Source organism: Variovorax sp. N23, from assembly GCF_025486315.1.
Classification (GTDB): Bacteria; Pseudomonadota; Gammaproteobacteria; order Burkholderiales; family Burkholderiaceae_C; genus Variovorax.
Window position 1 is genome coordinate 287,922 of sequence record NZ_JAOOPY010000002.1, and the last position, 18,938, is coordinate 306,859.

The window sequence follows — 18,938 nt, forward strand, 5'->3', positions numbered from 1 at the left end:
GAAACGAAGAACGAGAGACAACCATGCTGCTGACCCCCGACCAGGAAGCCATCCGCGACGCGGTGCGCGACTTCGCGCAGAAGGAACTGTGGCCGCACGCCCCCGCGTGGGACCGCGAGCACGCCTTCCCCAAAGCCGCGCACCAGGGCCTGGCCGCGCTCGGCGCCTATGGCATCTGCGTGCCCGAGGAAGACGGCGGCGCCGGGCTCGACTACCTCACGCTCGCGCTGGTGCTGGAAGAGATCGCGGCCGGCGATGGCGGCACCAGCACCGCCATCAGCGTGACCAACTGTCCCGTCAACGCGATCCTCATGCGCTACGGCAATGCCGCGCAGAAGAAACAGTGGCTCTGGCCGCTGGCGCAGGGCCAGATGCTCGGCGCCTTCTGCCTGACCGAGCCGCAGGCCGGCAGCGACGCGTCGAGCCTGCGCACCACCGCGCGCAAGGACGGCGACGCCTACGTGATCGACGGCGTCAAGCAGTTCATCACCAGCGGCAAGAACGGCCAGGTCGCGATCGTCATCGCCGTCACCGACAAGGGCGCCGGCAAGCGCGGCATGAGCGCCTTCCTGGTGCCGACGGACGCGCCCGGCTACAACGTCGCGCGTCTGGAAGACAAGCTCGGCCAGCACAGCAGCGACACTGCGCAGATCAACTTCGACGGCTGCCGCATCCCGGCCGAGAACCTCATCGGCGCCGAGGGCGAGGGCTACAAGATCGCGCTCGGTGCGCTCGAAGGCGGCCGCATCGGCATCGCCGCACAGAGCGTGGGCATGGCGCGCAGCGCCTTCGATGTGGCGCTGGCCTACGCCAAGGAGCGCCAGGCCTTCGGTGGATCGATCTTCGACCAGCAAGCCGTCGGTTTCCGCCTCGCCGAATGCGCGACGCGGCTCGAGGCCGCACGCCAGCTCATCTGGCACGCCGCCGCGCTGCGCGACGCCGGCCGGCCCTGCCTGAAGGAGGCTGCGATGGCCAAGCTCTTCGCCAGCGAGATGGCCGAGAAGGTCTGCAGCGCGGCCATCCAGACGCTCGGCGGCTACGGCTACGTCAACGACTTTCCGCTGGAGCGCATCTACCGCGACGTGCGCGTGTGCCAGATCTACGAAGGCACCTCGGACATCCAGAAGCTGCTGATCCAGCGCGCGCTCGCGTGAGCCGCTAGACGTACTTGCCGGTGATGCCGCCGTCGACGACCAACTCCGTGCCGGTCACGTAGGCCGCCGCGTCGGAGGCCAGGAAGGCGCAGGCATGCGCCACGTCCCAGGCCGAGCCCATGCGGCCCATCGGCACCTGGCGCGCGCGGGCGGCGCGTGCGTCGTCGAGGCCGCTGTCCGAGAACATCTTCGCCACCGTCGTCGCGATGCGCGGCGTGTCGATCAGCCCCGGCACCACGGTGTTGGCGCGGATGCCATGCGGCGCGTACTGCTGCGCCACCATGCGGGTGAACTGCGTGACGGCCGCTTTGGTCACGCTGTAAGCCAGGTGCGGATAGCCGATGTAGCGCATGCCGGCCACCGACGAGATGGCGATCAGCGCGCCGCGCCCCCGTTCCACCATGCCGGGCAGCACCTGCTGTGTGCACAGCAGCAGGCTGCGCACGTTGACCGCATGGATGCGGTCGAAGTCCTCGGCGCTGGTCTCCATCGGGCCGCCGGTCTGGCCGATGCCGACGTTGTGGTGCAGCACGTCGATGCCGCCGAAGCGCGCGCGGGCCTCGGCGAAGAGCCGTTCAACATCCGCGGCCAGCGCCACGTCGCCGACGAAGGTGGCGGCCTCGCCGCCCTCGGCGAGGATCAGCGCGGTGGTCTCTTCGGCCGAGGCGGCGTCACGGTCGGCCACGCACACGCGTGCGCCCTGGCGCGCGTAGGTGACGCAGGACGCGCGGCCGATGCTCCAGCCCGGGCCGGCCGAGCCGCCGCCGGCGACGAACACGACCCGACCGCCGAGGTCGAGCGGCAGCGCCGGTGGTCGCCCGGCGCTCATGCCTTGCCGCCTTCGCCCACGTAGGGGATGGCGTGCTCCACCGTGTCCCAGATGAAGCGACCCGACGGGCTCTGCTGCTCTTCGACGATGTGCGCCACCAGCCCGGCCGCGCGCGAGATCACCGCGAAGCCGCGCATCACGTTGGTCGGCACGCCGATCTCGCCGAGCAGCGCGGCCACGGCGCCTGTGGCGTTGATGGTGATGGGCCGCCCGGCCACTTCGTCCACCGCCTTCGACAGCGTCTCCAGCGCGCGGATCTTGTCGCCCGCCAGTTCGCCCTCGGCGCGGCCCAGTTCGAGCAGCTTGTAGGCGCGCGGGTCGACCGGTTTGTGCAGGTGGTGGCCGAAGCCGGGCATGGCGCTCTTCGTCGCCTTGTGTTCGCGCGCGATCGCCATCGCTTCGGCGGCAGGGTCCGCCGCGGCGGTGATCCGGTCGAGCAGGCGCGAGCAGTTCTCCATCGTGCCCACGAAGGAGCTGCCCACCGCCAGCAGGCCGGCCGACACGGCGCCCTGCAGGTTCTCCGGCGCGCTCATGTAGATGAGCCGCGTGGCGATGGCGCTGGGCGTGAGGCCGTGTTCCATCAGCACGATCAGCACCACGTCGGTGATGCGCAGGTCGACCGGGCGTGGCGTGCGGCCGAGGATCTGCATCAGCATCACCTCGGTGAAGGTGCGCTGGCCCATCAGGTCCTCGACCAGATCGGCGTCGCGGTAGTGCAGGCTGGTGAGCGTGTGCGTGCACAGGCGGGTGACGGGCGGGTTCGTTGTCGATGCCATGGGATGTCTCCGTGTTCGTGAAAGAGGTCAGGCGGTGGCCAGGGCTTGTTCGCGCACCGCGGTCTTGAGCACCTTGCCGACGGGCGAGCGCGGCAGGCTGTCGTGGAAATGCACGCGCTTGGGTGTCTGCACCGGGCCGAGGCGCTCGCGCACGAAGGCGATCAGCTCGGCCTCGGTCGCCTGCTGGCCGGGGCGCAGCTGCACCGCGGCCTGCACCGCCTCGCCCCACTTGTCGTCGGGGATGCCGAAAACCGCGCACTCGTGCACCGCCGGGTGCTGGCCCAGGGCGTTCTCGACGTCGACGGGATAGACGTTGAAGCCGCCGGTGATGACCATGTCCTTGAGCCGGTCCTTCAGGTAGAGGTAGCCGCGCGCGTCGATCAGGCCGCGGTCGCCGGTGTGCAGCCAGCCGTCGACCAGCGTCTCGGCCGTCTTCTCCGGCAGGCGCCAGTAGCCGGTCATCACGAGGTCGCCACGCGCCACCACTTCGCCCACCTCGCCGGTCGGCAGCAGGCGGCCGTCGGGCGCCATGACGGCCACGTCGCTGAACCAGGCGGTGCGGCCGACCGCGGCCCAGTTGCGCTCGTCCTCGAAGTCCTCGGGGCGCATCACGGTGAGGATCTGCGGCGCCTCGGTCTGGCCGTAGGTCGTGCCCAGTACCGGGCCGAAGAAGGCGCGCACCTCGCGGATCTTTTCCGGCGGCATCGGCGCGCCGCCGTAGATCAGCCGGCGCAGTTGCGGGAAGTCGGCGCGGCTCGCGCCCGGCAGCGCCATCAGCATGTAGACCAGCGTCGGCGGCATGAAGCACACCGTGCCGCCGCGTTCGCGGAAGGCCGTGCGCACCGCCTCGGCGCCGGCCTCGGCCAGCACCACATGGCAGCCGCCCTGCGCGAGGATGGGCACGATGTAGGTCGAGGTGCCGTGCGTGATCGGCGCAGCCACGATGTAGCGCTCGTGCGCGTCGAAGCCCCACGCATGGATCTGGTTGGCGATGTTCGCCATCCAGGCGCGGTACGGCTGCATCACGCCCTTGGGGGCGCCGGTGGTGCCGCCGGTGAACTTGATGGCCTGCGTGGCATCGTCGGGCAGCGTGAACGCCGGCCGCGCCGTGCCGGCATGGCGCGCCACCAGGCCGGCCACCGTGGGTGCGCCCTCGCCGGAAGGGCCGTGGGTGTGGATGCGCTCGCCCGGCGCGCCGTCGAGCAGCCCGGCGCAGTCGCCATCGAGCACCAGGATGGACGGCTCTGTCGCGTCGACGATGCGCCGGATCTCGGGTCGCGTGCTCTTGGGGTTGAGCGGCACCCACACCTTGCCGCAGGCCAGCACCGCGAGCAGCGCCGTGATGTGCTCGGCGCTGTTCTTCGCGCAGATGCCCACGCGGCTCTGCGGCGTCGGGTCGATGGCGACCAGGGCGGCCGCCAGTGCCGCGACGCGCGCGGCGAGCGTGTCGTAGCGCGTCGTGCCCTCGGGGGCGTCGATGGCGATGCGCTCGGGCCAGCGCTCGGCGGCGCGCCAGAAGAAATCGATCGGGTACATGGGTGAGAGTGCTCCTGGTGATGGGGGACGCAGTGGCTTTATTCGGCCTTGGCGCCGGAGGTCTTCACGACCTCGCGCCAGCGCTGGATCTCCGCCGTGGCGAAGCTGCGCATCTGCGCGGGCGTGCCGGGCTCGGGCGAGGCCGCCAGGTCCTGGAAGCGCTGGCGCAGCTCGGGCGCGGCCAGCACCTTGTTCAGCTCGGCATTGAGCCGATCGATGACGGGCTTCGGCGTGCCGACGGGCGCGGCCAGGCCGAACCACGACTGCACGTCGAAGCCGGGGAAGCCCGACTCCGCCACCGTCGGCACGTCGGGCAGCAGCGGCGAGCGCTTGGCGCTCGTGATGGCGATGGCGCGCAGCCGCCCGCCCTGCACATGCGGCAGCGCCGAGGGCGTGTTGTCGAACATCGACTGCACCTGGCCGCCCAGCAGGTCGGTCACGGCCGGGGCGCTGCCGCGGTAGGGCACATGCAGCATGTTCAGCTTGGCCTGCATCTTGAACATCTCGCCCGACAGATGGATCGACGAGCCGCTGCCCGACGACGCGAAGGTGATGCCGTCCTTCGATTCCTTGGCGAAGCGCACGTAGTCGGCGATGCTCTTGATCGGCAGGTTGTTGTTGACCACCAGGATGTTCGGGATCTTGGCGATCAGGCCGATCGGCTCGAAGTCCTTCTGCGGGTCGTAGCCCAGCTTGCCGTAGAGCGACGCGTTGATGGTGTTGGCGATGGTGAAGACATACAGCGTGTAGCCGTCGGGCGGCGACTTCGCCACCACCTCGGCGCCGACGTTGCTGTTGGCGCCGGCGCGGTTGTCCACCACCACGGGCTGGCCGAGCCGCTCGCCCAGCTTCACGGCCACCAGGCGTGCGATCACGTCGGTGGCGCCGCCCGCGGCATAGCCGACCACCAGCTTGATGGGGCGGGTCGGCCAGGCGTCGGGCTGGGCCTGCAGCGGCAGGGCGGTGGCGCAGGCGATGCCGGCGGCGAGGGCCAGCAGATGCCGGCGCGAGAGGGTGCCTTCGAGGCGCATGGCGATGTCTCCTTTTGTGTATCGAGAATGTCCCGGGGCCGCGGCGCGGTGGGCCTGCGGCACACTGGCGAGGACCCCGTCGACGCCCAAATTCTTCGCCATGACCACGCTCCCATCCAGTCGAAACGTTCGTTCAGCGGACGTTTCTCGGCGCGTCGCCGCGGACGACGACGCCGGCAGCCGCACGCTGCGGCGCGGCCTGCAGCTGCTCGATGCGGTGCTGGCGGGCGGTCGCGACGGCGTGCGCGTGGTCGACCTCTGCCGTGCGGCCGGCCTCGAGCGCGCCACCGTCTACCGCCTGCTGGCCACCCTGGTCGACAGCGGCTACGTCGCGCCGCAGGGGCGCTTTCGCTACGTGCCGGGCCCGCGTGTGGCGGCCCTGGCGCCGACGGACGTGCTGCCCAACATGGCGGTGCGGCTGCAACCGGTGCTCGCGCGCATCAGCGCTGCCTGCGGCGACGCCGCCTTCGCGGTGGTGCGCGAGGGGCCGTTCTCGCACTGCATCGCGCGGCAGGTGGGCACGCACCCGGTGCAGGTGCTGGTGATCCAGGTCGGCACGCAGCAGCCGCTGGGGGTCGGGGCCGCCGGGCTGGCGCTGCTGGCCGCGCTGCCCGACGCGCAGGTGGCGTCCATCATCGCGGCCAACGCGCCCCGGCTGCACGCCTACGGCGGCATGACGCCCGAGCGGATGCAGATCCTGGTGCGGGCCACGCGGGAGCGTGGCTGGTCGGTCATCGGCAACCATGCCACCCGCGGCGTGCTCGCGGCGGGCATGGCGGTGCGCAACGCCGGCGGCGAGCCGGTGGCGGCCATCAGCGTGGCGTCGACCCTGCCGCGCATGCCGCGCGAGCGCCAGCAACTCATCGCACGCACCATCCGCGAGAGCCTCGCCGAAATGCTCCCGGACGGCGCATGAGAGGCCACCGCGCAGGCCCCCGGGTGGCTGCGCCGCCGCAGGTGTTCCAATGGGGGCTTCGATGAGCAACAAACCACTCTCCGGCCCCTGCCCCTGCGGACGCACCGACCAGCGTGCCCGTCCGCTCCAGTACGCGCTGTGCTGCGGACGTTATCTCGAGGATTTCGCGGGCACGCCGGCCCCCGATGCCGAGTCGCTGATGCGCTCCCGCTACACGGCCTTCGTGCGTGAGCAGGCCGATTACCTGCTGGCGACCTGGCATGCGTCGACCCGGCCGGCCGAGCTGTCCTTCGCGCCCGGCACCAAGTGGCTCGGCCTGGACGTGCGCTCGCGCTCGGTGCTCGACGCCGACCATGCGCGGGTCGAGTTCGTGGCCCGCCAGCGCGATGCCGCCGGCACCGCCAGCCGCCTGCACGAGCGCAGCAATTTCGTGCGCGAGCCCGACGGCGAGCTGCAGCGCTGGTACTACGTCGACGGCGAGGCCGGGTAGGACGACGGCGCGGCATTGTCTCGAGGAGAGAGACGCTGCGGTTCCTTTCGGCGTATTTATCTGCGTGCCGTGCCGCGGCACACTGGCCGCTTTCCCGCCGCCCGACCGGCCAGGAGCTTCCCATGTCATCCGCACACCCGGCGCATCCGTCCCTTCCCCGCGCGTGGCCGGGCCTGGCCTGGCTGCTCGCGGCCGCCCTGGCCTGGGCCGTGGGCGGCGCTGCACAGGCGCAGCCCGCGGCGTCGGCCTGGCTGACCGGCTTCTCGGGCGCCGCACCGGGCCCGGCGCCCGAGTCCTGGCACTTCACCACCCTGCCGCACAAGAACCCGACCACCTTCGAGGTGGTGCGGCAGGACGGCAAGTCGGTGCTGAAGGTCCAGGCCGACGACTCCTACGGCAACCTGGTGCATCCGGTGCGCGTGGCGCTGGACGGGGCCGCCTCGCTGGCCTGGCGCTGGCAGGTCGAGCGCTTCGTCGCAGGGGCCGACCTGCGCAGCCGCAGCGGCGACGACGGCGCGGCCAAGCTCTGCGTGTTCTTCGCGCTGCCGACCGACCGGCTGCCCTTCGGCGAACGCACCCGGCTGGCGCTGGCGCGCTCGGCCACCGGCGAGGACGTGCCGAGCGAGACGCTGTGCTACGTGTGGGACGAGAAGGAAGCGAAGAACACCGTGCTGCCCAACGCCTTCACGCGGCGCATCCGCATGTGGGTGCTGGAGTCGGGGCCGGCAGGTACCGGCGCCGCCGGCTGGCGCGGCGAGCGCCGCAACCTGCTGGCCGACTACCAGCGCGCCTTCGGCGACGAGGCCGGCGGCCTGCAGCCCGACATCGTCGGCGTGGCCGTCTCGGCCGACGCCGACAACACCGCGGGCCACGGGCTGGCCTTCTTCGGCGACCTCGAGATGCAGGGCGCCCCGGCGGCGCCGCAGGTGCAGGCCACGCTCGCCCCCTGAGGCGGCGAGCGGCCCGTGCCGGGTTAACGGATTAGCGGATTGGCGGATTGGCGGATCAGCGGATGACCTTGCCGGTCGCCACGTCGATCACGCTGCCGTCGACCAGGCTCACGCGGTAGATCTCGCGCATCACGTTGCCGGCAAAGGCCAGCTCGACGATCGACACGTCGCGGAAGGTGGTGTCGATGCCGTTGGGCAGCACGGTGTTGAACTTCGCGGCCACCTGGTTCATCGAGGCCTGCAGCGCCGGCGTGAACGGCGTCATGCTGTAGACCAGCGTGTTGTGCGGGTTGTATGAACGCAGTTCCTTGCCGTCCTTCACCACGTTCACGCCACTCACGCCCACCGTCTTCACCAGCTCGCGGCCGGCCTCGGCCATCTTGGCGTAGACCGGGCCGGTCACGCGCGGCAACGGGCCGTCGCGCAGCGGGGCCATGGCGGCGGTGGTCACCGTGTTGTAGGCCATCATGGCCTCGAAGCCGGGGCCGCTCTTCACGATGCCGAGGTCGAGCCACCACGGGCGGCCGGCGTCCTTGGCGGCCTCGGTCGTGTAGAAGTTCTTCAGCGTGAGCTGGATCGGGGCCGGCGGCTTGGGCAGTGCCTTGAGCATCTTCTGCGGCGTCGTCGGGTCGGCACTGTGGATGTGCACCACCGTCACGTGCGGGATGTTGAAGTTCTGCGCTTCGGCCTGCAGACCGAGGCGCACCAGGTCTTGCCGCAGCACCGGGTACACGCGTGCGTCGAGCACGTCGTTCACGTCCTTCGGCAGCTTGTAGACCACGCCATAGGTCGCCTTGTGGGCGCGGAATTCGGGCTGGCCGATCGCACTGTTGTCGATGGCGGGCGCCGAGGGGCCGGTGGTGCCGCAGGCCGTCAGGAACGAGCCGACGAAAGCGGTGAGGACCAGGGGCCGAAGGGTGCGAATCATGGGCAACTCCAATTTTTCAAGAACAAGGTGGCGGCATGCCACCGACGACAAAAGCCGGCACGGGCGAATTCCCGTGCCGACGGGGACCATGGGGGTTCAGTCCGGCAGGGCCGGCAAAGCGGTCGATGGCGGGGCAGCGATGACCGCGGCGTCGCTGCGGTCCTTGAGCTGCACGCCGGTGAGCTGCAGGCGCCGCGCCTCCTGCGCCAGCCACCAGAAGCGGCCGGCGGCGGCCGCGGGCGCGAGGCCTTCGGGGCGGATGTTCGAGATGCAGTTGCGCTCGGCGTCGTGGCGTCCGACGGCCGGCTTCCAGGTGAGGTACAGGCCCAGGCTGTCGGGCGAGCTCAGGCCCGGGCGCTCGCCGATCAGCATCGCGACCAGGCGCGCGCCGAGCAGCGCGCCCGCTTCGTCGGCCAGCGCGACGCGCGCCTGCTGCGCGATCACCACCGGGCCGAGCGACCAGCCCGCGGGCAGGCCGGCGCGGATGGCGGTGACCATGGCGTGCGCGTTGCGCTCGACCGCCAGCGACGAGAGCCCGTCGCCGATGACCAGCAGCAGGTCGCAGCCCGCCGCGGGGCTGGGGCCGGCGGCCTCGCGCAGCACCTGCGCGCTGGCGTCGTCGAGCCGGCGGCCGAGGTCCGGGCGCAGCAGGTAGCTGGCGCGGTCGGCGGCGGCGCTGTGCACCTGCAGCGTGGGCAGGCCGTCGGCGGCCAGCACGTCGGCCAGCGCCTGCGTGTCGAGCTGCACATGCACCGCGTCTCGCGCCTGCGCATGCGCGAAGCCAAAGCGCAGCAGTTCGGCGGTCGGCATGCTCGACCCGGCGCGGCCGAGTGCCAGGCGGGCGGCAGTGTAGGCGCGCAGGTCGTCCCAGGGGTCGGGCGTGCTCATGTCTGGCTCCCGTCGCCGAGACGCAACTGCCGCAACTGCTGCAACGCCGGATGCTGCGGCGTCACGCTCGCCACGCGGCCCTGCGCATCGGCCAGCTGCATGCGCTGCAGCCAGGCGTCGAACTCCGGCGCGCGCTTCAGGCCCAGCACCTCGCGCAGGTAGAGCGCATCGTGAAAGGAGGTGCTCTGGTAGTTGAGCATGATGTCGTCGGCCCCCGGCACGCCCATGATGAAGGTCAGGCCGGCGGTGCCCAGCAGCGTCATCAGCGTGTCCATGTCGTCGGAATCGGCCTCGGCATGGTTGGTGTAGCAGACGTCGCAGCCCAGCGGCAGGCCCATCAGCTTGCCGCAGAAGTGGTCCTCGAGCCCGGCGCGGATGATCTGCTTGCCGTCGTACAGGTACTCCGGCCCGATGAAGCCGACCACCGTGTTCACCAGCAGTGGCCGGAAGGCGCGGGCCACGGCATAGGCCCGTGCCTCGCAGGTCTGCTGGTCGACGCCGTGGTGCGCGCCGGCCGACAGCGCGCTGCCCTGGCCGGTCTCGAAGTACATGACGTTGTCGCCCAGCGGCCCGCGTTGGAGCGACAGGGCGGCCTCGTGCGCTTCCTTCAACACGGCCAGGTTCACACCGAAGCTGGTGTTGGCCTTTTCGGTGCCGGCGACCGACTGGAACACCAGGTCGACCGGCGCACCCTGCTCGATCATCTGCACCGTGTTGGTCACATGGGTGAGCACGCAGGACTGCGTCGGGATGCCGAGCTTGACGATCACCTCGTCGAGCATGTGCACCAGCCGCGTCAGCGCGGGCACGCTGTCGGTGGCCGGGTTGATGCCGATCACCGCGTCGCCGGCACCGTAGAGCAGGCCGTCGACCATCGACGCGGCGATGCCGCGCAGATCGTCGGTCGGGTGGTTGGGCTGCAGCCGCACCGCCAGGTGGCCGGGCAGGCCGATGGTGTTGCGAAAGCGCGTGACCACCCGGCACTTGCGCGCGACGAGGATCAGGTCCTGGTTGCGCATCAGCTTGCTCACCGCCGCCGCCATCTCGGGCGTGATGCCGGGCGCCACGCGCGTCAGCATCGCGCTGTCGGCGGCATCGGACAGCAGCCAGTCGCGCAAGTCGCCGACCGTCAGGTGCGCGATGGGCGCGAAGGCCGTGGCGTCGTGCGTGTCGATGATGAGCCGCGTGACCTCGTCGTCTTCGTAGGGCACCAGCGCCTCGTCCAGAAAACGCCGCAGCGGCACGTCGGCCAGCGCCATGCGCGCGGCCATGCGTTCCACCGCCGTCTCGGCCGCGACGCCGGCCAGCACGTCGCCCGAGCGCGCGGGCGTGGCCTTGGCCATCAATGTGCGCAGGTCGGCGAAGTGCCAGGTGGTGTCGCCGGCGGCGTGGCGGTAGGGCATGGTGGGTCGGCCTCGTCGTGCGTCAGGCGATGACGAGGCGTTCGCAGGCCTTGCGCAGCGCGGCCAGGCCCGCGACCTCGCGCGCCTTGGCGTCGGTCACGACGATGTCGATGTCGGCCGTGCGCGCGTAGGTCACGCGGCTCGCGAGGCCGATCTTGCTGTGGTCGGCCAGGATGACCACCTGCTGCGCCTGCTCGGCCATGGCGCGGGCCACGGCGGCCTCGTGATGCTCGAAGCTCATGGCGCCGTGCCTGGCGTGCAGGCCCACCGGCGACATCAGCGCCACGTCGACGCGAAAGCGCCGGATGTCCTCCAGCGTGCCTTCGCCATGGGTGGCCTGGGTCTTCACGTCGATCTGGCCGCCGAGCAGGCGCACGTCGTTGCGCGAACTGCGGGCCTCGTCGGCGCCGGCCAGCTTGAGTGCGATGGTGAGCGAATTGGTGATGACCGTCATGCCGCTGAGCGTGGCGATTTCTTCGGCGAGCGTCGACGTGGTGCTGCCGGCGTCGAGGAACAGCGTCTGCCCCGGGCGCAGCAGGCCGACCGCGGCCTTGGCGATGGCGCGCTTCTCCTTCTGGCGCGCCACCAGCCGCACCGACAGCGGCGGTTCGGGCTCGGGGCCGGTGGCGACCGCGCCGCCGTGCACGCGGCGCAGCTCGCCGCTGCCTTCGAGCTCGAGCAGGTCGCGCCGCACGGTTTCGCGCGAGACTTCCAGGTCCTGCACGATGCGCTCGACGCTCACCCGCGAGAAGGTCGCCAGCAAGCTGCGGATGCGGAGGAATCGTTCTTCTTGGAGCATGTGAAAAGAGGGGTTGCGGTGTCAGTGCGCCGACGGAACGGGCTTGCGGGTGATCAGATGCAATAGCAATGCCATCGCACCGACCACCGCCATGATGCAGGTGGAGAACGCGGCGGCCTGCGAGGTGAATCCGGCTTCGTCCAGGCGCATGACCGTGACGGCCCCCATCGACAGCGAAGGGGTGATGAGGAAGATGACGGCCGACAGCGTGACCATCGAGCGCATGAACAGGAACACGGCGATCGCCAGCAGCGTGGTGCGCAGCGCCGGCCAGTAGACGTCGCCCAGCACCCGCGCCACGCCGCCGCCCAGCACGGTGGTGGCGTCGTCCAGGGCGGTGGGCACGGTGCGCATGGCCGTCATCATGCTCACGAAACCCTGCGTGTGGTAGTGGTAGTAGTTGCACAGCGCCAGCAGGAGGGCGCTGCCGTAGAGCAGGCCCCAGGGCATGTCGGCCGTGTTGAAGGTGAAGACGTAGGCCAGGCCGAGCACCAGCCCCGGCACCGCCACCGGTAGCGCGCTCAGCAGTCGCGCCGCGCTGGCGGCCCGGCCGGGCAGGCGCTGCACGCCGAAGGCCAGCAGGAACAGCAGCAGCGTGCCCATCGCCGCGGCGACGAGCGACACGCCGATCGACGTCCACAGCGGCGCATAGCCGCCGGCGATGTCGATGTCGTAGTGCTTGAGCGTGAGGTCGAGCCGGTAGGGCCACAGCCGGATGAAGCTGGCGACGATCACCGTGATCACCACCGCGTAGATCGTGCCCACGATGACGAGCGACGCGGCGAAGAACGTGCCGTCGCGGCCCGCGTGGGGTTGGGGTACCGGCGGCACGGCCGACTCCGCGCCCAGCCCGGCCTGGCGCTGCGCGGCCAGGTGTTCGATGAAGACCGACAGCGCAGCCGGCACCAGCAGCACGATGCCGATGACCGCGCCCATGCCGAACTTCATCTGCCCGCTGACCTGGTTGTAGATCTCCGTGGCCAGCACCTGGAAGTTGCCGCCGATGACCACCGCGTTGCCGAAGTCGGTGATGGTCACGGTGAAGACGACGAAGCCCGCGCTCAGCAGGCCGTAGCGTACGCCCGGCAGCGTGATGTCGACGAACTGCCGCCACGGCGTCGCGCCCAGCACCTCGGCCGCGTCGTACTGGCGCGCGTCGCCGTGGCGCAGCGCGGTGCGCAGGATGAGCACCGCCTGCGGCAGGGCGTAGAGCACGTCGGCGACGAGCAGGCCCCAGAAGCCGTAGATCTCGGGGCGAATGCCCAGTGCCTTGCCGACCACGCCGTTGCGCCCCAGCAGGAAGATCAGCCCCAGACCGAGCACCAGCGAGGGCGCCAGCACCGGCAGCGTCATGCCGATGGCGGTGAAGCTGCGGCCGGGCATGCGGGTGCGCTCGATGCCGTAGGCGACGACGAAGGCCAGCAGCAGCGTGACGAGCGTGGTCGACCCGCCCAGCAGCAGGCTGTTGAAGAGCGCGCGCCACACGCCCGGCGTGTCGAGCAGCGCGGCGTAGTTGCCCAGCCCGATGCCGCCGGTGCCGTCCTGCACCAGGCTGCGCCAGGCGATGCCGAGCATCGGCACGCCGAAGAACATCACGAGCGCGGCCAGCGGCAGCCACAGGCAGGCGCGCAGCAGCCAGCGGTCGGCGGCCTGCATCGGCAGCGGTGCGGTCTTCGTCATGCGTGCACCCAGCTGCAATCGGCCGCGCCGATGGCGAGCGACACGCGCTGGCCGACGGACAGCGGCATCGCGCTGCTGGTTTCGGCCAGCAGCACCTGGTCGTCCCAGCGCACCCGCACGCGCTGGATGCTGCCGAGAAAGCCGATGTCGGTCACCTCGCCGCGCGCACCGGCGGCGGGCTCGAGGCGAATGCGCTCGGGCCGAATGCACAGCAGCGCACCGGCCGCATCGATGTCGGCGGGCAGCGGCGGCAGCACGGGCACCAGCGCGCTGGCGAGCGCGGCCGGCAGCAGGTTGCTGTGGCCCATGAAGTCGGCCACGAAGCGGGTGCGCGGGCGCAGGTAGAGGTCCTGCGGCGAACCCTGCTGTTCGATGCGCCCCTGGTTCATGCAGACGATGGTGTCGGCCATCGACATGGCCTCTTCCTGGTCGTGCGTGACCATCAGCGTCGGAATGCCCAGGCTGCGCTGCACCTCGCGCAGCTCGCGCCGCAGGTCGGCGCGCACCCGTGCATCGAGCGCCGACAACGGCTCGTCGAGCAGCAGCAGCGAGGGGTTGACGGCCAGCGCCCGCGCGATGGCCACGCGCTGCTGCTGCCCGCCCGAGAGCTGGCCGGGGAAGCGCGCGCCGAAGCTCGGCAGCTTGACCATGTCGAGCAGCTCGGCCACGCGCCTGTCGACGGTCGCGGCCGCCTCGCCGCGGATGCGCAGGCCGTAGCCGACGTTCTGCGCCACCGTCATGTGCGGGAACAGCGAGTAGGACTGGAACACGATGCCGAAGCCGCGCTCGCGCGCCGGCATCTGCGCCAGGTCGCGGCCGTGGAGCGACACACTGCCGCCGTCCGCCGCCATCAGCCCCGCGATGATGCGCAGCAGCGTGGTCTTGCCGCAGCCGCTGGGGCCCAGCAGGCAGACGAATTCCGCGCCCCCCACGTCGAGTTCGATGCGCTCGAGCGCGGACTGGCCACCGAAGCGCTTGTGAAGGTTCCTGATCTGCAAGGCCATGCTGTCTGTACCGGTCTCTGTCGTCTGTCGTTGAATCGCTGGGGGCCGTGCCATGGCCTCAGGTGAGGAGCCCCATCTCGGGGTCGCTGATGCCGTCGGCGCCGGTTTCCACGCGGCCGGCGAAGCGGCGCAGGAAGCTGCCGCCGGCGTCGACGTTCGCGCTCACGCTGAAGTCGTACCAGTGCTTGCTGTAGCTCAGGTCCCATTGCTGCACCAGCAGCTGGCCGGGCGCCAGCGCGAAGCTCCACGGGCCGTCGGTGCGGTAGGCGCTGGGCGTGACGGTGACGGTGCAGCTGATGTTGCCTAGGTTCTGCATCTCCAGGTGCACGTCGCCATTGGCCGTGTCGTAGCAGACGCGGATCTCGGGCAGTCCGGCCCCGCCCGCGAGCGAGGCCGGCAGCTTGCCGCGAAAGCGCCGGAAGTAGCCGTTCGGCCCGAACACCGACAGGTCGTAGCCGCCGTCCGCGGCGGGCGCCCAGCTGTCGTTGAGCAGCTTGCCGGGCTCGACCGTGTAGCGGCGCGGCACCTTGTCGAGCGCGAGGTGGTTGTAGACGTGGTACACGGCGCCGACCCGGCCGGTGTTGCCGAACACCAGCCAGAACTTCTGGCGCTCGACGTCGGGCCGGCCGCTGGTGTGCAGCTCATAGGGCAGTGCGCGCGAGTAGCGAACGCCGGTCGCCTGCACCGGCATCGTGCCGGTGCCCGCCGCCGGCGCCGCCGGCGTCGGATAGAGCAGCTGCTGCGCGATCGCGGCGTCGGCCGCGGCGCTGTCGATCGTCGGCAACGCCGGCAACGCGGCGTTGGGCGTCGCGAAGTTGAAGCAGGTCGTCAGGTCGCTGCTGACCGAACGGCGCCAGGCGCTGATGTTGGGCTCCACGACGCCGAAGCGCGCTTCCAGGAAGCGGATCACCGAGGTGTGGTCGGACACCTGGGAGTTGACCCAGCCACCGCGGCTCCACGGCGACACCACGTACATCGGCACGCGCCAGCCCATGCCGTAGGGCGAGCCGAGGTAGGGGGCCTTCAGGTCGTTGCGCTCGCCCAGCGTCGACACCGTGCTCATGCCGGCGTCGGTGCCGTCGGTGTTGCGCGACGGAATGGCGGGTGGCGGCATGTGGTCGAAGTAGCCGTCGTTCTCGTCGAACATCAGGAAGAGCACGGTCTTGCTCCACACGGCGGGGTCGGACGTCAGCGCATCCAGCACGCGTTCGGTGTACTCGGCGCCCCACAGCGGCGAGGACGGCCCGGGGTGCTCCGAGTACTTGGCCGGTGCGACGATCCAGCTCACCTGCGGCAGGCGGTTGTTCTTCACGTCGTCGGCCAGGTCGTCCAGGGTGCGCGTCGACAGCGCGCGCGTCTTGAGTGCGGCCTGCGCGGCGGTCGGTGCGGCCGCGTAGTAGGCCTCGCGGTAATTGGTGAAGCCCTCGAGCGGGTTGTCGGTGAAGTTGTCGGCCATGTCCTGGTAGATCTGCCAGCTCACGCCGGCCGCCTCCAGGCGCTCGGGGTAGGTCGTCCAGCTGTAGCCGGGCGCGTTCGCGAGGTCGTCGTTCGTGTTGTCGATGGCCGGGCCGCCGCCCTGGCCCAGCGGGTCGTTGCTGCCGGTCCAGAGGAACAGCCGGTTCGAGTTGGTGCCGGTGAGCTCGCTGCAGTGGTAGGCGTCGCACACCGTGAAGGCATCGGCCAGCGCGAACTGGAAAGGCATGTCGCTTTCCTGGTAGTAGCCCAGCGCGCGCGCGGTCTTGGCCGCGACCCACTGGTTCATCTGGCCGCCGTTCCAGGCCTGCTGGCCGTCGGGCCAGCTGTGCGCCATCGCGGTGGTGCGCTGTGCGCTGGTGCTGGTCGTGTCGTAGTGGAAGGGCAGGTGCGTGCCGGTGCCCGAGGTCGCGGGCTGGTGCCAGACCGGCTGGCCGTTGGCGAGCGGCACGGGGAAACGGTCGCCGAAGCCGCGCACGCCACGCAGCGTGCCGAAGTAGTGATCGAACGCGCGGTTCTCCTGCATGAAGATCACGACGTGCTTGACGTCGCTGATCGTGCCGGTGTCCTGCGCGGCAGGGATGGCGAGTGCGCGCCGGATGCTGGGCGGCAGCAGGCCGAGGGCCGCCGTGGCGCCCGCGGCGGTGGCTGCGCCGCGCAGGAAGCCGCGGCGGCTGCTGGATACGGAGTCTTGGCTCATGGCGTGTCTCAGGGAGCGCAGCGCACCGTCTCGGGACGGCGCGCGGGGGTGGGGGACGAGGCGTCGCCGCCGGGCGGCGTGAGCGCCGAGGCGGGCGGCCCGGCGGTCGCCGGGTCGTTGGGCGTGACCACGACGGCGGAAGAGCCGCTGCCGCCGCTGCTATCGCTGCTGCTGCTGCCGCCGCCGCAGGCGCTCAGCACCGCGGCAAGGGCCAGTGCGACGGCAAGCCGCAGGGGCCTGCCCGCCGGGCGGGCGGTCGTCTCGAAAGATGAGATGTGCATGGTCGTCTCCGTCAGGGAACCAGCGTCGTGAGCGAGGTGCCGGAGCGGCCGATCGACTCGACTTCCGCGCTCGTCAGTGCCCGGTTCCAGGTGCTGAACTCGCCGAAATCGAAGCGCCCGCCGATGGTGTTGCTGGCGTCGCCGTTGCGGTAGTTCGGGCCGTAACCACCGTCGCCGTCCTCGTTCAGCGAGAAGCCGCTGCCCAGGCCGTCGAGCGCCGCGACGAAGGCGCTCGTCAGCACCGCGGAACTGCTCTGCATGCCGTACACCGGGTCGTAGGCGTGGTAGGTGACCTTCAGGGCCGGCACGTCCACCGCCATCGCCACGTAGACCCAGGTGTTCGCGCTGAAGCTCAGGTCCTTGTCGCCGAGCCGTGCGCCGCCGCGGCCGATGTTGAAGCGGATCGCGCTGCCGTACTGGCCCACGGCGATGCCGGCGTTGTTGCCGCTGCCCCAGTCCTTGTTCGACACGATGGGCATGCCCGAGCGCGTCGCGTCGGAACGGAACCAGAAGCCGAAGGTGAAAGGCGCGCTGGTGCTGGTGACCTGGCTGGTCGGAATGCGGTAGCCGCCGTCGCAGGCACTGCACACGGTCGGGCCGGCATAGCTGGTCGAGGCCAGCGCGGTGTCGGTGCCGGCGAACGGGCCGTCACCCGCGGCGGTGTAGGCCGGCGCCGCGCCGCTGACCCAGGGCGTGAAGGCCTGCGTGCCGCCGATGCGGTCGACCAGCGTCGTCTTCAGCGTGAACAGGTGCGTGATGCCGTTCGCCACGCTCGCCAGCAGCGAGACGGGCTTGACGTAGTTCAGCGTGGCGCGCAGCGACACCGGCACCTGGTCGGCCAGCACCGTGTAGTCGTAGGTGAAGTAGCCGCTGGCGGCGGGGGCCATGGTCGTGTCCTCAAACGCCAGGGCATTGCCCGGCAGCGTGGCCACCGCGACGCCGTCGCGCAGCACCGTGATGGCGGCGGGCGTGGCGGGCACGGTCCAGCTCAACTGGATGCCGCTCTGCTTGGCGTTGGTCGTCGCGGTGAGCTGGCGCACTGCCGCGGCACCGATCAGCGGGCTGCCGTCCATCGCGTACGACGTGGCCGCAGGGCGGGCCGACAGGTGCGCGAGCACCGTCGGCGTGACGTCGGTGGCCGCCGCATAGGCATACCAGGGTGCGATGTCGGTCGGCAGATCGGCCGGCAACGCCGGTGACAGGTTGGCCGGCCTGTCGAGCGCGATGACCGTCGCGAGGTTGGACGGCACCGGAATGCCGTCGGCCACGCCGGTGGCGCCCAGGCCGTGCGTGGTGGTGACGATCACCAGCCAGTCCTCGTTCGGGTGTGCGGCGCGGCGCTTGGCCAGCGACGCCTTCAGCAGCGCGACCTGGCGATCGACCTCGGCCAGTGCGTTCTGGTAGTCGGTGCCGTAGCCCGCCACGTCGGCGACCTGGGCCGGGCCCTGGTAGTCCGCCACGATCAGGTCATAGCTTCCGCCCTCGATGGCGGCTCCGGCTTCGGACGACACGCAGCTGTCGCTGCCATCGCAGTCCTTGGCGAGGTCGAGGTAGCCCGCGGCCTTGTCGGCGCGCAGCAGCAGCGGCAGCCCGCGCCAGCTGGCGATGGCCGCAGTGCCCGCACCGGCGTTGCGCTGCTTGAGCAGCTTGAAGACGGTGTCGGCCTGGAAGGCCTGGCCTTCGTAGTTCGAGCGGATCTCGTGGCGGTCGGCCCAGGCACCGGTCAGCAGCGTGGCCCACGACGGACCATCGGTCGCCTGCTGTTGCGTGGGCTTGCCCATGATGCCGCCGGTATAGGCGGGCAGCACCGTGCCGAGCCCTTGCAGGCTGGGCATGCGTGCCGCGGCCATCGCCTGCTGCAGCGCGGCGTACTGCACGCCGTCGATACCGATCACCAGTGCCTTGCTTTGCGTCGCAGGCGTTGCCGGGATCGAGGTGGCCGGCGAGGTCGGCGAGGGCGTCGCGGCGGGCGCGGGGTCGCTGCCTCCGCCGCCGCAGGCGGTCAGCAGGAGCAGCAGGCTCGTGTGCAGCGCGGCGCGCGCGATGCGGGATCTTGGTGTTTTCATCGGTGGAGCTCGAGCAACGGAAGGGCGCGCGGGC

General features: G+C 71.0%; 17 protein-coding genes. 4 read left to right on the forward strand and 13 right to left on the reverse strand.

The features are described 5' to 3' along the window. The first annotated feature begins 23 nt into the window (after window positions 1–23). Entirely contained in the window at window positions 24–1,154 is a 1,131-nt protein-coding gene (locus N8A90_RS04325; RefSeq protein ID WP_262073415.1) for an acyl-CoA dehydrogenase family protein, read from the forward strand. A gap of 4 nt (window positions 1,155–1,158) precedes the next feature. Here the strand turns inward: N8A90_RS04325 and N8A90_RS04330 are convergent, their stop codons facing one another. From N8A90_RS04330 to N8A90_RS04345, 4 genes are read right to left on the reverse strand one after another with little or no spacing between them, the layout of a single operon-like run. Then, window positions 1,159–1,983: an SDR family NAD(P)-dependent oxidoreductase gene (locus N8A90_RS04330; protein WP_262073416.1), complete on the reverse strand. Its 825-nt coding sequence runs from the start codon at window positions 1,981–1,983 to the stop codon at window positions 1,159–1,161. Beyond that, a complete protein-coding gene (locus N8A90_RS04335; RefSeq protein WP_262073417.1) occupies window positions 1,980–2,759 on the reverse strand; it encodes a citryl-CoA lyase in 780 nt (259 codons plus the stop codon). Before N8A90_RS04335 ends, N8A90_RS04330 begins: the two co-directional genes overlap by 4 nt. 27 nt (window positions 2,760–2,786) lie before the next feature. Next, window positions 2,787–4,295, reverse strand: coding sequence for a class I adenylate-forming enzyme family protein (locus N8A90_RS04340; protein WP_262073418.1), 1,509 nt, complete (start codon window positions 4,293–4,295; stop codon window positions 2,787–2,789). A gap of 38 nt (window positions 4,296–4,333) precedes the next feature. Further along, on the reverse strand, window positions 4,334–5,326 hold the full coding sequence (locus N8A90_RS04345) for a Bug family tripartite tricarboxylate transporter substrate binding protein (RefSeq protein WP_262073419.1): 993 nt from the start codon (window positions 5,324–5,326) through the stop codon (window positions 4,334–4,336). A gap of 100 nt (window positions 5,327–5,426) precedes the next feature. On the opposite strand from N8A90_RS04345, the gene N8A90_RS04350 reads away from it, so the two are divergent. The 3 genes from N8A90_RS04350 (at window position 5,427) to N8A90_RS04360 (ending at window position 7,682) form a co-directional block, all read left to right on the forward strand. Further along, window positions 5,427–6,242 (forward strand): IclR family transcriptional regulator, encoded by an 816-nt coding sequence (locus tag N8A90_RS04350; RefSeq protein WP_262073420.1) that lies wholly within the window; start codon window positions 5,427–5,429, stop codon window positions 6,240–6,242. 61 nt (window positions 6,243–6,303) lie between these two features. Continuing rightward, window positions 6,304–6,732, forward strand: coding sequence for a YchJ family protein (locus tag N8A90_RS04355; protein ID WP_262073421.1), 429 nt, complete (start codon window positions 6,304–6,306; stop codon window positions 6,730–6,732). A gap of 122 nt (window positions 6,733–6,854) precedes the next feature. Next, window positions 6,855–7,682, forward strand: coding sequence for a DUF3047 domain-containing protein (locus N8A90_RS04360; RefSeq protein ID WP_262073422.1), 828 nt, complete (start codon window positions 6,855–6,857; stop codon window positions 7,680–7,682). Between the two features lie 55 nt (window positions 7,683–7,737). Here the strand turns inward: N8A90_RS04360 and N8A90_RS04365 are convergent, their stop codons facing one another. From N8A90_RS04365 to N8A90_RS04405, 9 genes are all read right to left on the reverse strand, one after another. Then, window positions 7,738–8,610 (reverse strand): hypothetical protein, encoded by an 873-nt coding sequence (locus N8A90_RS04365; protein ID WP_262073423.1) that lies wholly within the window; start codon window positions 8,608–8,610, stop codon window positions 7,738–7,740. Between the two features lie 96 nt (window positions 8,611–8,706). Then, window positions 8,707–9,498, reverse strand: a complete 792-nt coding sequence (gene eutC / locus N8A90_RS04370) for an ethanolamine ammonia-lyase subunit EutC (protein ID WP_262073424.1) — start codon at window positions 9,496–9,498, stop codon at window positions 8,707–8,709. Continuing rightward, the gene (locus N8A90_RS04375) at window positions 9,495–10,901 is read right to left on the reverse strand and encodes an ethanolamine ammonia-lyase subunit EutB (RefSeq protein ID WP_262073426.1); all 1,407 of its coding nucleotides are present in this window, start codon (window positions 10,899–10,901) and stop codon (window positions 9,495–9,497) included. Before N8A90_RS04375 ends, eutC begins: the two co-directional genes overlap by 4 nt. Window positions 10,902–10,923: 22 nt before the next feature. Then, entirely contained in the window at window positions 10,924–11,700 is a 777-nt protein-coding gene (locus N8A90_RS04380) for a DeoR/GlpR family DNA-binding transcription regulator (protein WP_262073427.1), read from the reverse strand. 21 nt (window positions 11,701–11,721) lie between these two features. Continuing rightward, window positions 11,722–13,380, reverse strand: coding sequence for an ABC transporter permease subunit (locus N8A90_RS04385; RefSeq protein ID WP_262073428.1), 1,659 nt, complete (start codon window positions 13,378–13,380; stop codon window positions 11,722–11,724). Further along, on the reverse strand, window positions 13,377–14,384 hold the full coding sequence (locus N8A90_RS04390; protein WP_262073429.1) for an ABC transporter ATP-binding protein: 1,008 nt from the start codon (window positions 14,382–14,384) through the stop codon (window positions 13,377–13,379). The genes N8A90_RS04385 and N8A90_RS04390 overlap by 4 nt, the downstream gene beginning before the upstream one ends. A gap of 58 nt (window positions 14,385–14,442) precedes the next feature. Next, the gene (locus N8A90_RS04395; RefSeq protein ID WP_262073430.1) at window positions 14,443–16,557 is read right to left on the reverse strand and encodes a phosphocholine-specific phospholipase C; all 2,115 of its coding nucleotides are present in this window, start codon (window positions 16,555–16,557) and stop codon (window positions 14,443–14,445) included. Window positions 16,558–16,565: 8 nt separating this feature from the next. Further along, window positions 16,566–16,838, reverse strand: coding sequence for a hypothetical protein (locus N8A90_RS04400; protein ID WP_262073431.1), 273 nt, complete (start codon window positions 16,836–16,838; stop codon window positions 16,566–16,568). Between the two features lie 11 nt (window positions 16,839–16,849). Then, window positions 16,850–18,904 carry a LamG domain-containing protein gene (locus N8A90_RS04405; RefSeq protein WP_262073432.1) on the reverse strand — a complete coding sequence of 685 codons (2,055 nt, stop codon included), beginning with the start codon at window positions 18,902–18,904 and terminating at the stop codon, window positions 16,850–16,852. Window positions 18,905–18,938 lie beyond the last annotated feature (34 nt).

Excerpts from the sequence above, each read along its gene's own strand:
- N8A90_RS04325 (WP_262073415.1), top strand. The coding sequence starts at position 24 with ATGCTGCTGACCCCCGACCAGGAAGCCATCCGCGACGCGGTGCGCGAC.
- N8A90_RS04330 (WP_262073416.1), bottom strand. The coding sequence starts at position 1,983 with ATGAGCGCCGGGCGACCACCGGCGCTGCCGCTCGACCTCGGCGGTCGG.
- N8A90_RS04335 (WP_262073417.1), bottom strand. The coding sequence starts at position 2,759 with ATGGCATCGACAACGAACCCGCCCGTCACCCGCCTGTGCACGCACACG.
- N8A90_RS04340 (WP_262073418.1), bottom strand. The coding sequence starts at position 4,295 with ATGTACCCGATCGATTTCTTCTGGCGCGCCGCCGAGCGCTGGCCCGAG.
- N8A90_RS04345 (WP_262073419.1), bottom strand. The coding sequence starts at position 5,326 with ATGCGCCTCGAAGGCACCCTCTCGCGCCGGCATCTGCTGGCCCTCGCC.
- N8A90_RS04350 (WP_262073420.1), top strand. The coding sequence starts at position 5,427 with ATGACCACGCTCCCATCCAGTCGAAACGTTCGTTCAGCGGACGTTTCT.
- N8A90_RS04355 (WP_262073421.1), top strand. The coding sequence starts at position 6,304 with ATGAGCAACAAACCACTCTCCGGCCCCTGCCCCTGCGGACGCACCGAC.
- N8A90_RS04360 (WP_262073422.1), top strand. The coding sequence starts at position 6,855 with ATGTCATCCGCACACCCGGCGCATCCGTCCCTTCCCCGCGCGTGGCCG.
- N8A90_RS04365 (WP_262073423.1), bottom strand. The coding sequence starts at position 8,610 with ATGATTCGCACCCTTCGGCCCCTGGTCCTCACCGCTTTCGTCGGCTCG.
- eutC (WP_262073424.1), bottom strand. The coding sequence starts at position 9,498 with ATGAGCACGCCCGACCCCTGGGACGACCTGCGCGCCTACACTGCCGCC.
- N8A90_RS04375 (WP_262073426.1), bottom strand. The coding sequence starts at position 10,901 with ATGCCCTACCGCCACGCCGCCGGCGACACCACCTGGCACTTCGCCGAC.
- N8A90_RS04380 (WP_262073427.1), bottom strand. The coding sequence starts at position 11,700 with ATGCTCCAAGAAGAACGATTCCTCCGCATCCGCAGCTTGCTGGCGACC.
- N8A90_RS04385 (WP_262073428.1), bottom strand. The coding sequence starts at position 13,380 with ATGACGAAGACCGCACCGCTGCCGATGCAGGCCGCCGACCGCTGGCTG.
- N8A90_RS04390 (WP_262073429.1), bottom strand. The coding sequence starts at position 14,384 with ATGGCCTTGCAGATCAGGAACCTTCACAAGCGCTTCGGTGGCCAGTCC.
- N8A90_RS04395 (WP_262073430.1), bottom strand. The coding sequence starts at position 16,557 with ATGAGCCAAGACTCCGTATCCAGCAGCCGCCGCGGCTTCCTGCGCGGC.
- N8A90_RS04400 (WP_262073431.1), bottom strand. The coding sequence starts at position 16,838 with ATGCACATCTCATCTTTCGAGACGACCGCCCGCCCGGCGGGCAGGCCC.
- N8A90_RS04405 (WP_262073432.1), bottom strand. The coding sequence starts at position 18,904 with ATGAAAACACCAAGATCCCGCATCGCGCGCGCCGCGCTGCACACGAGC.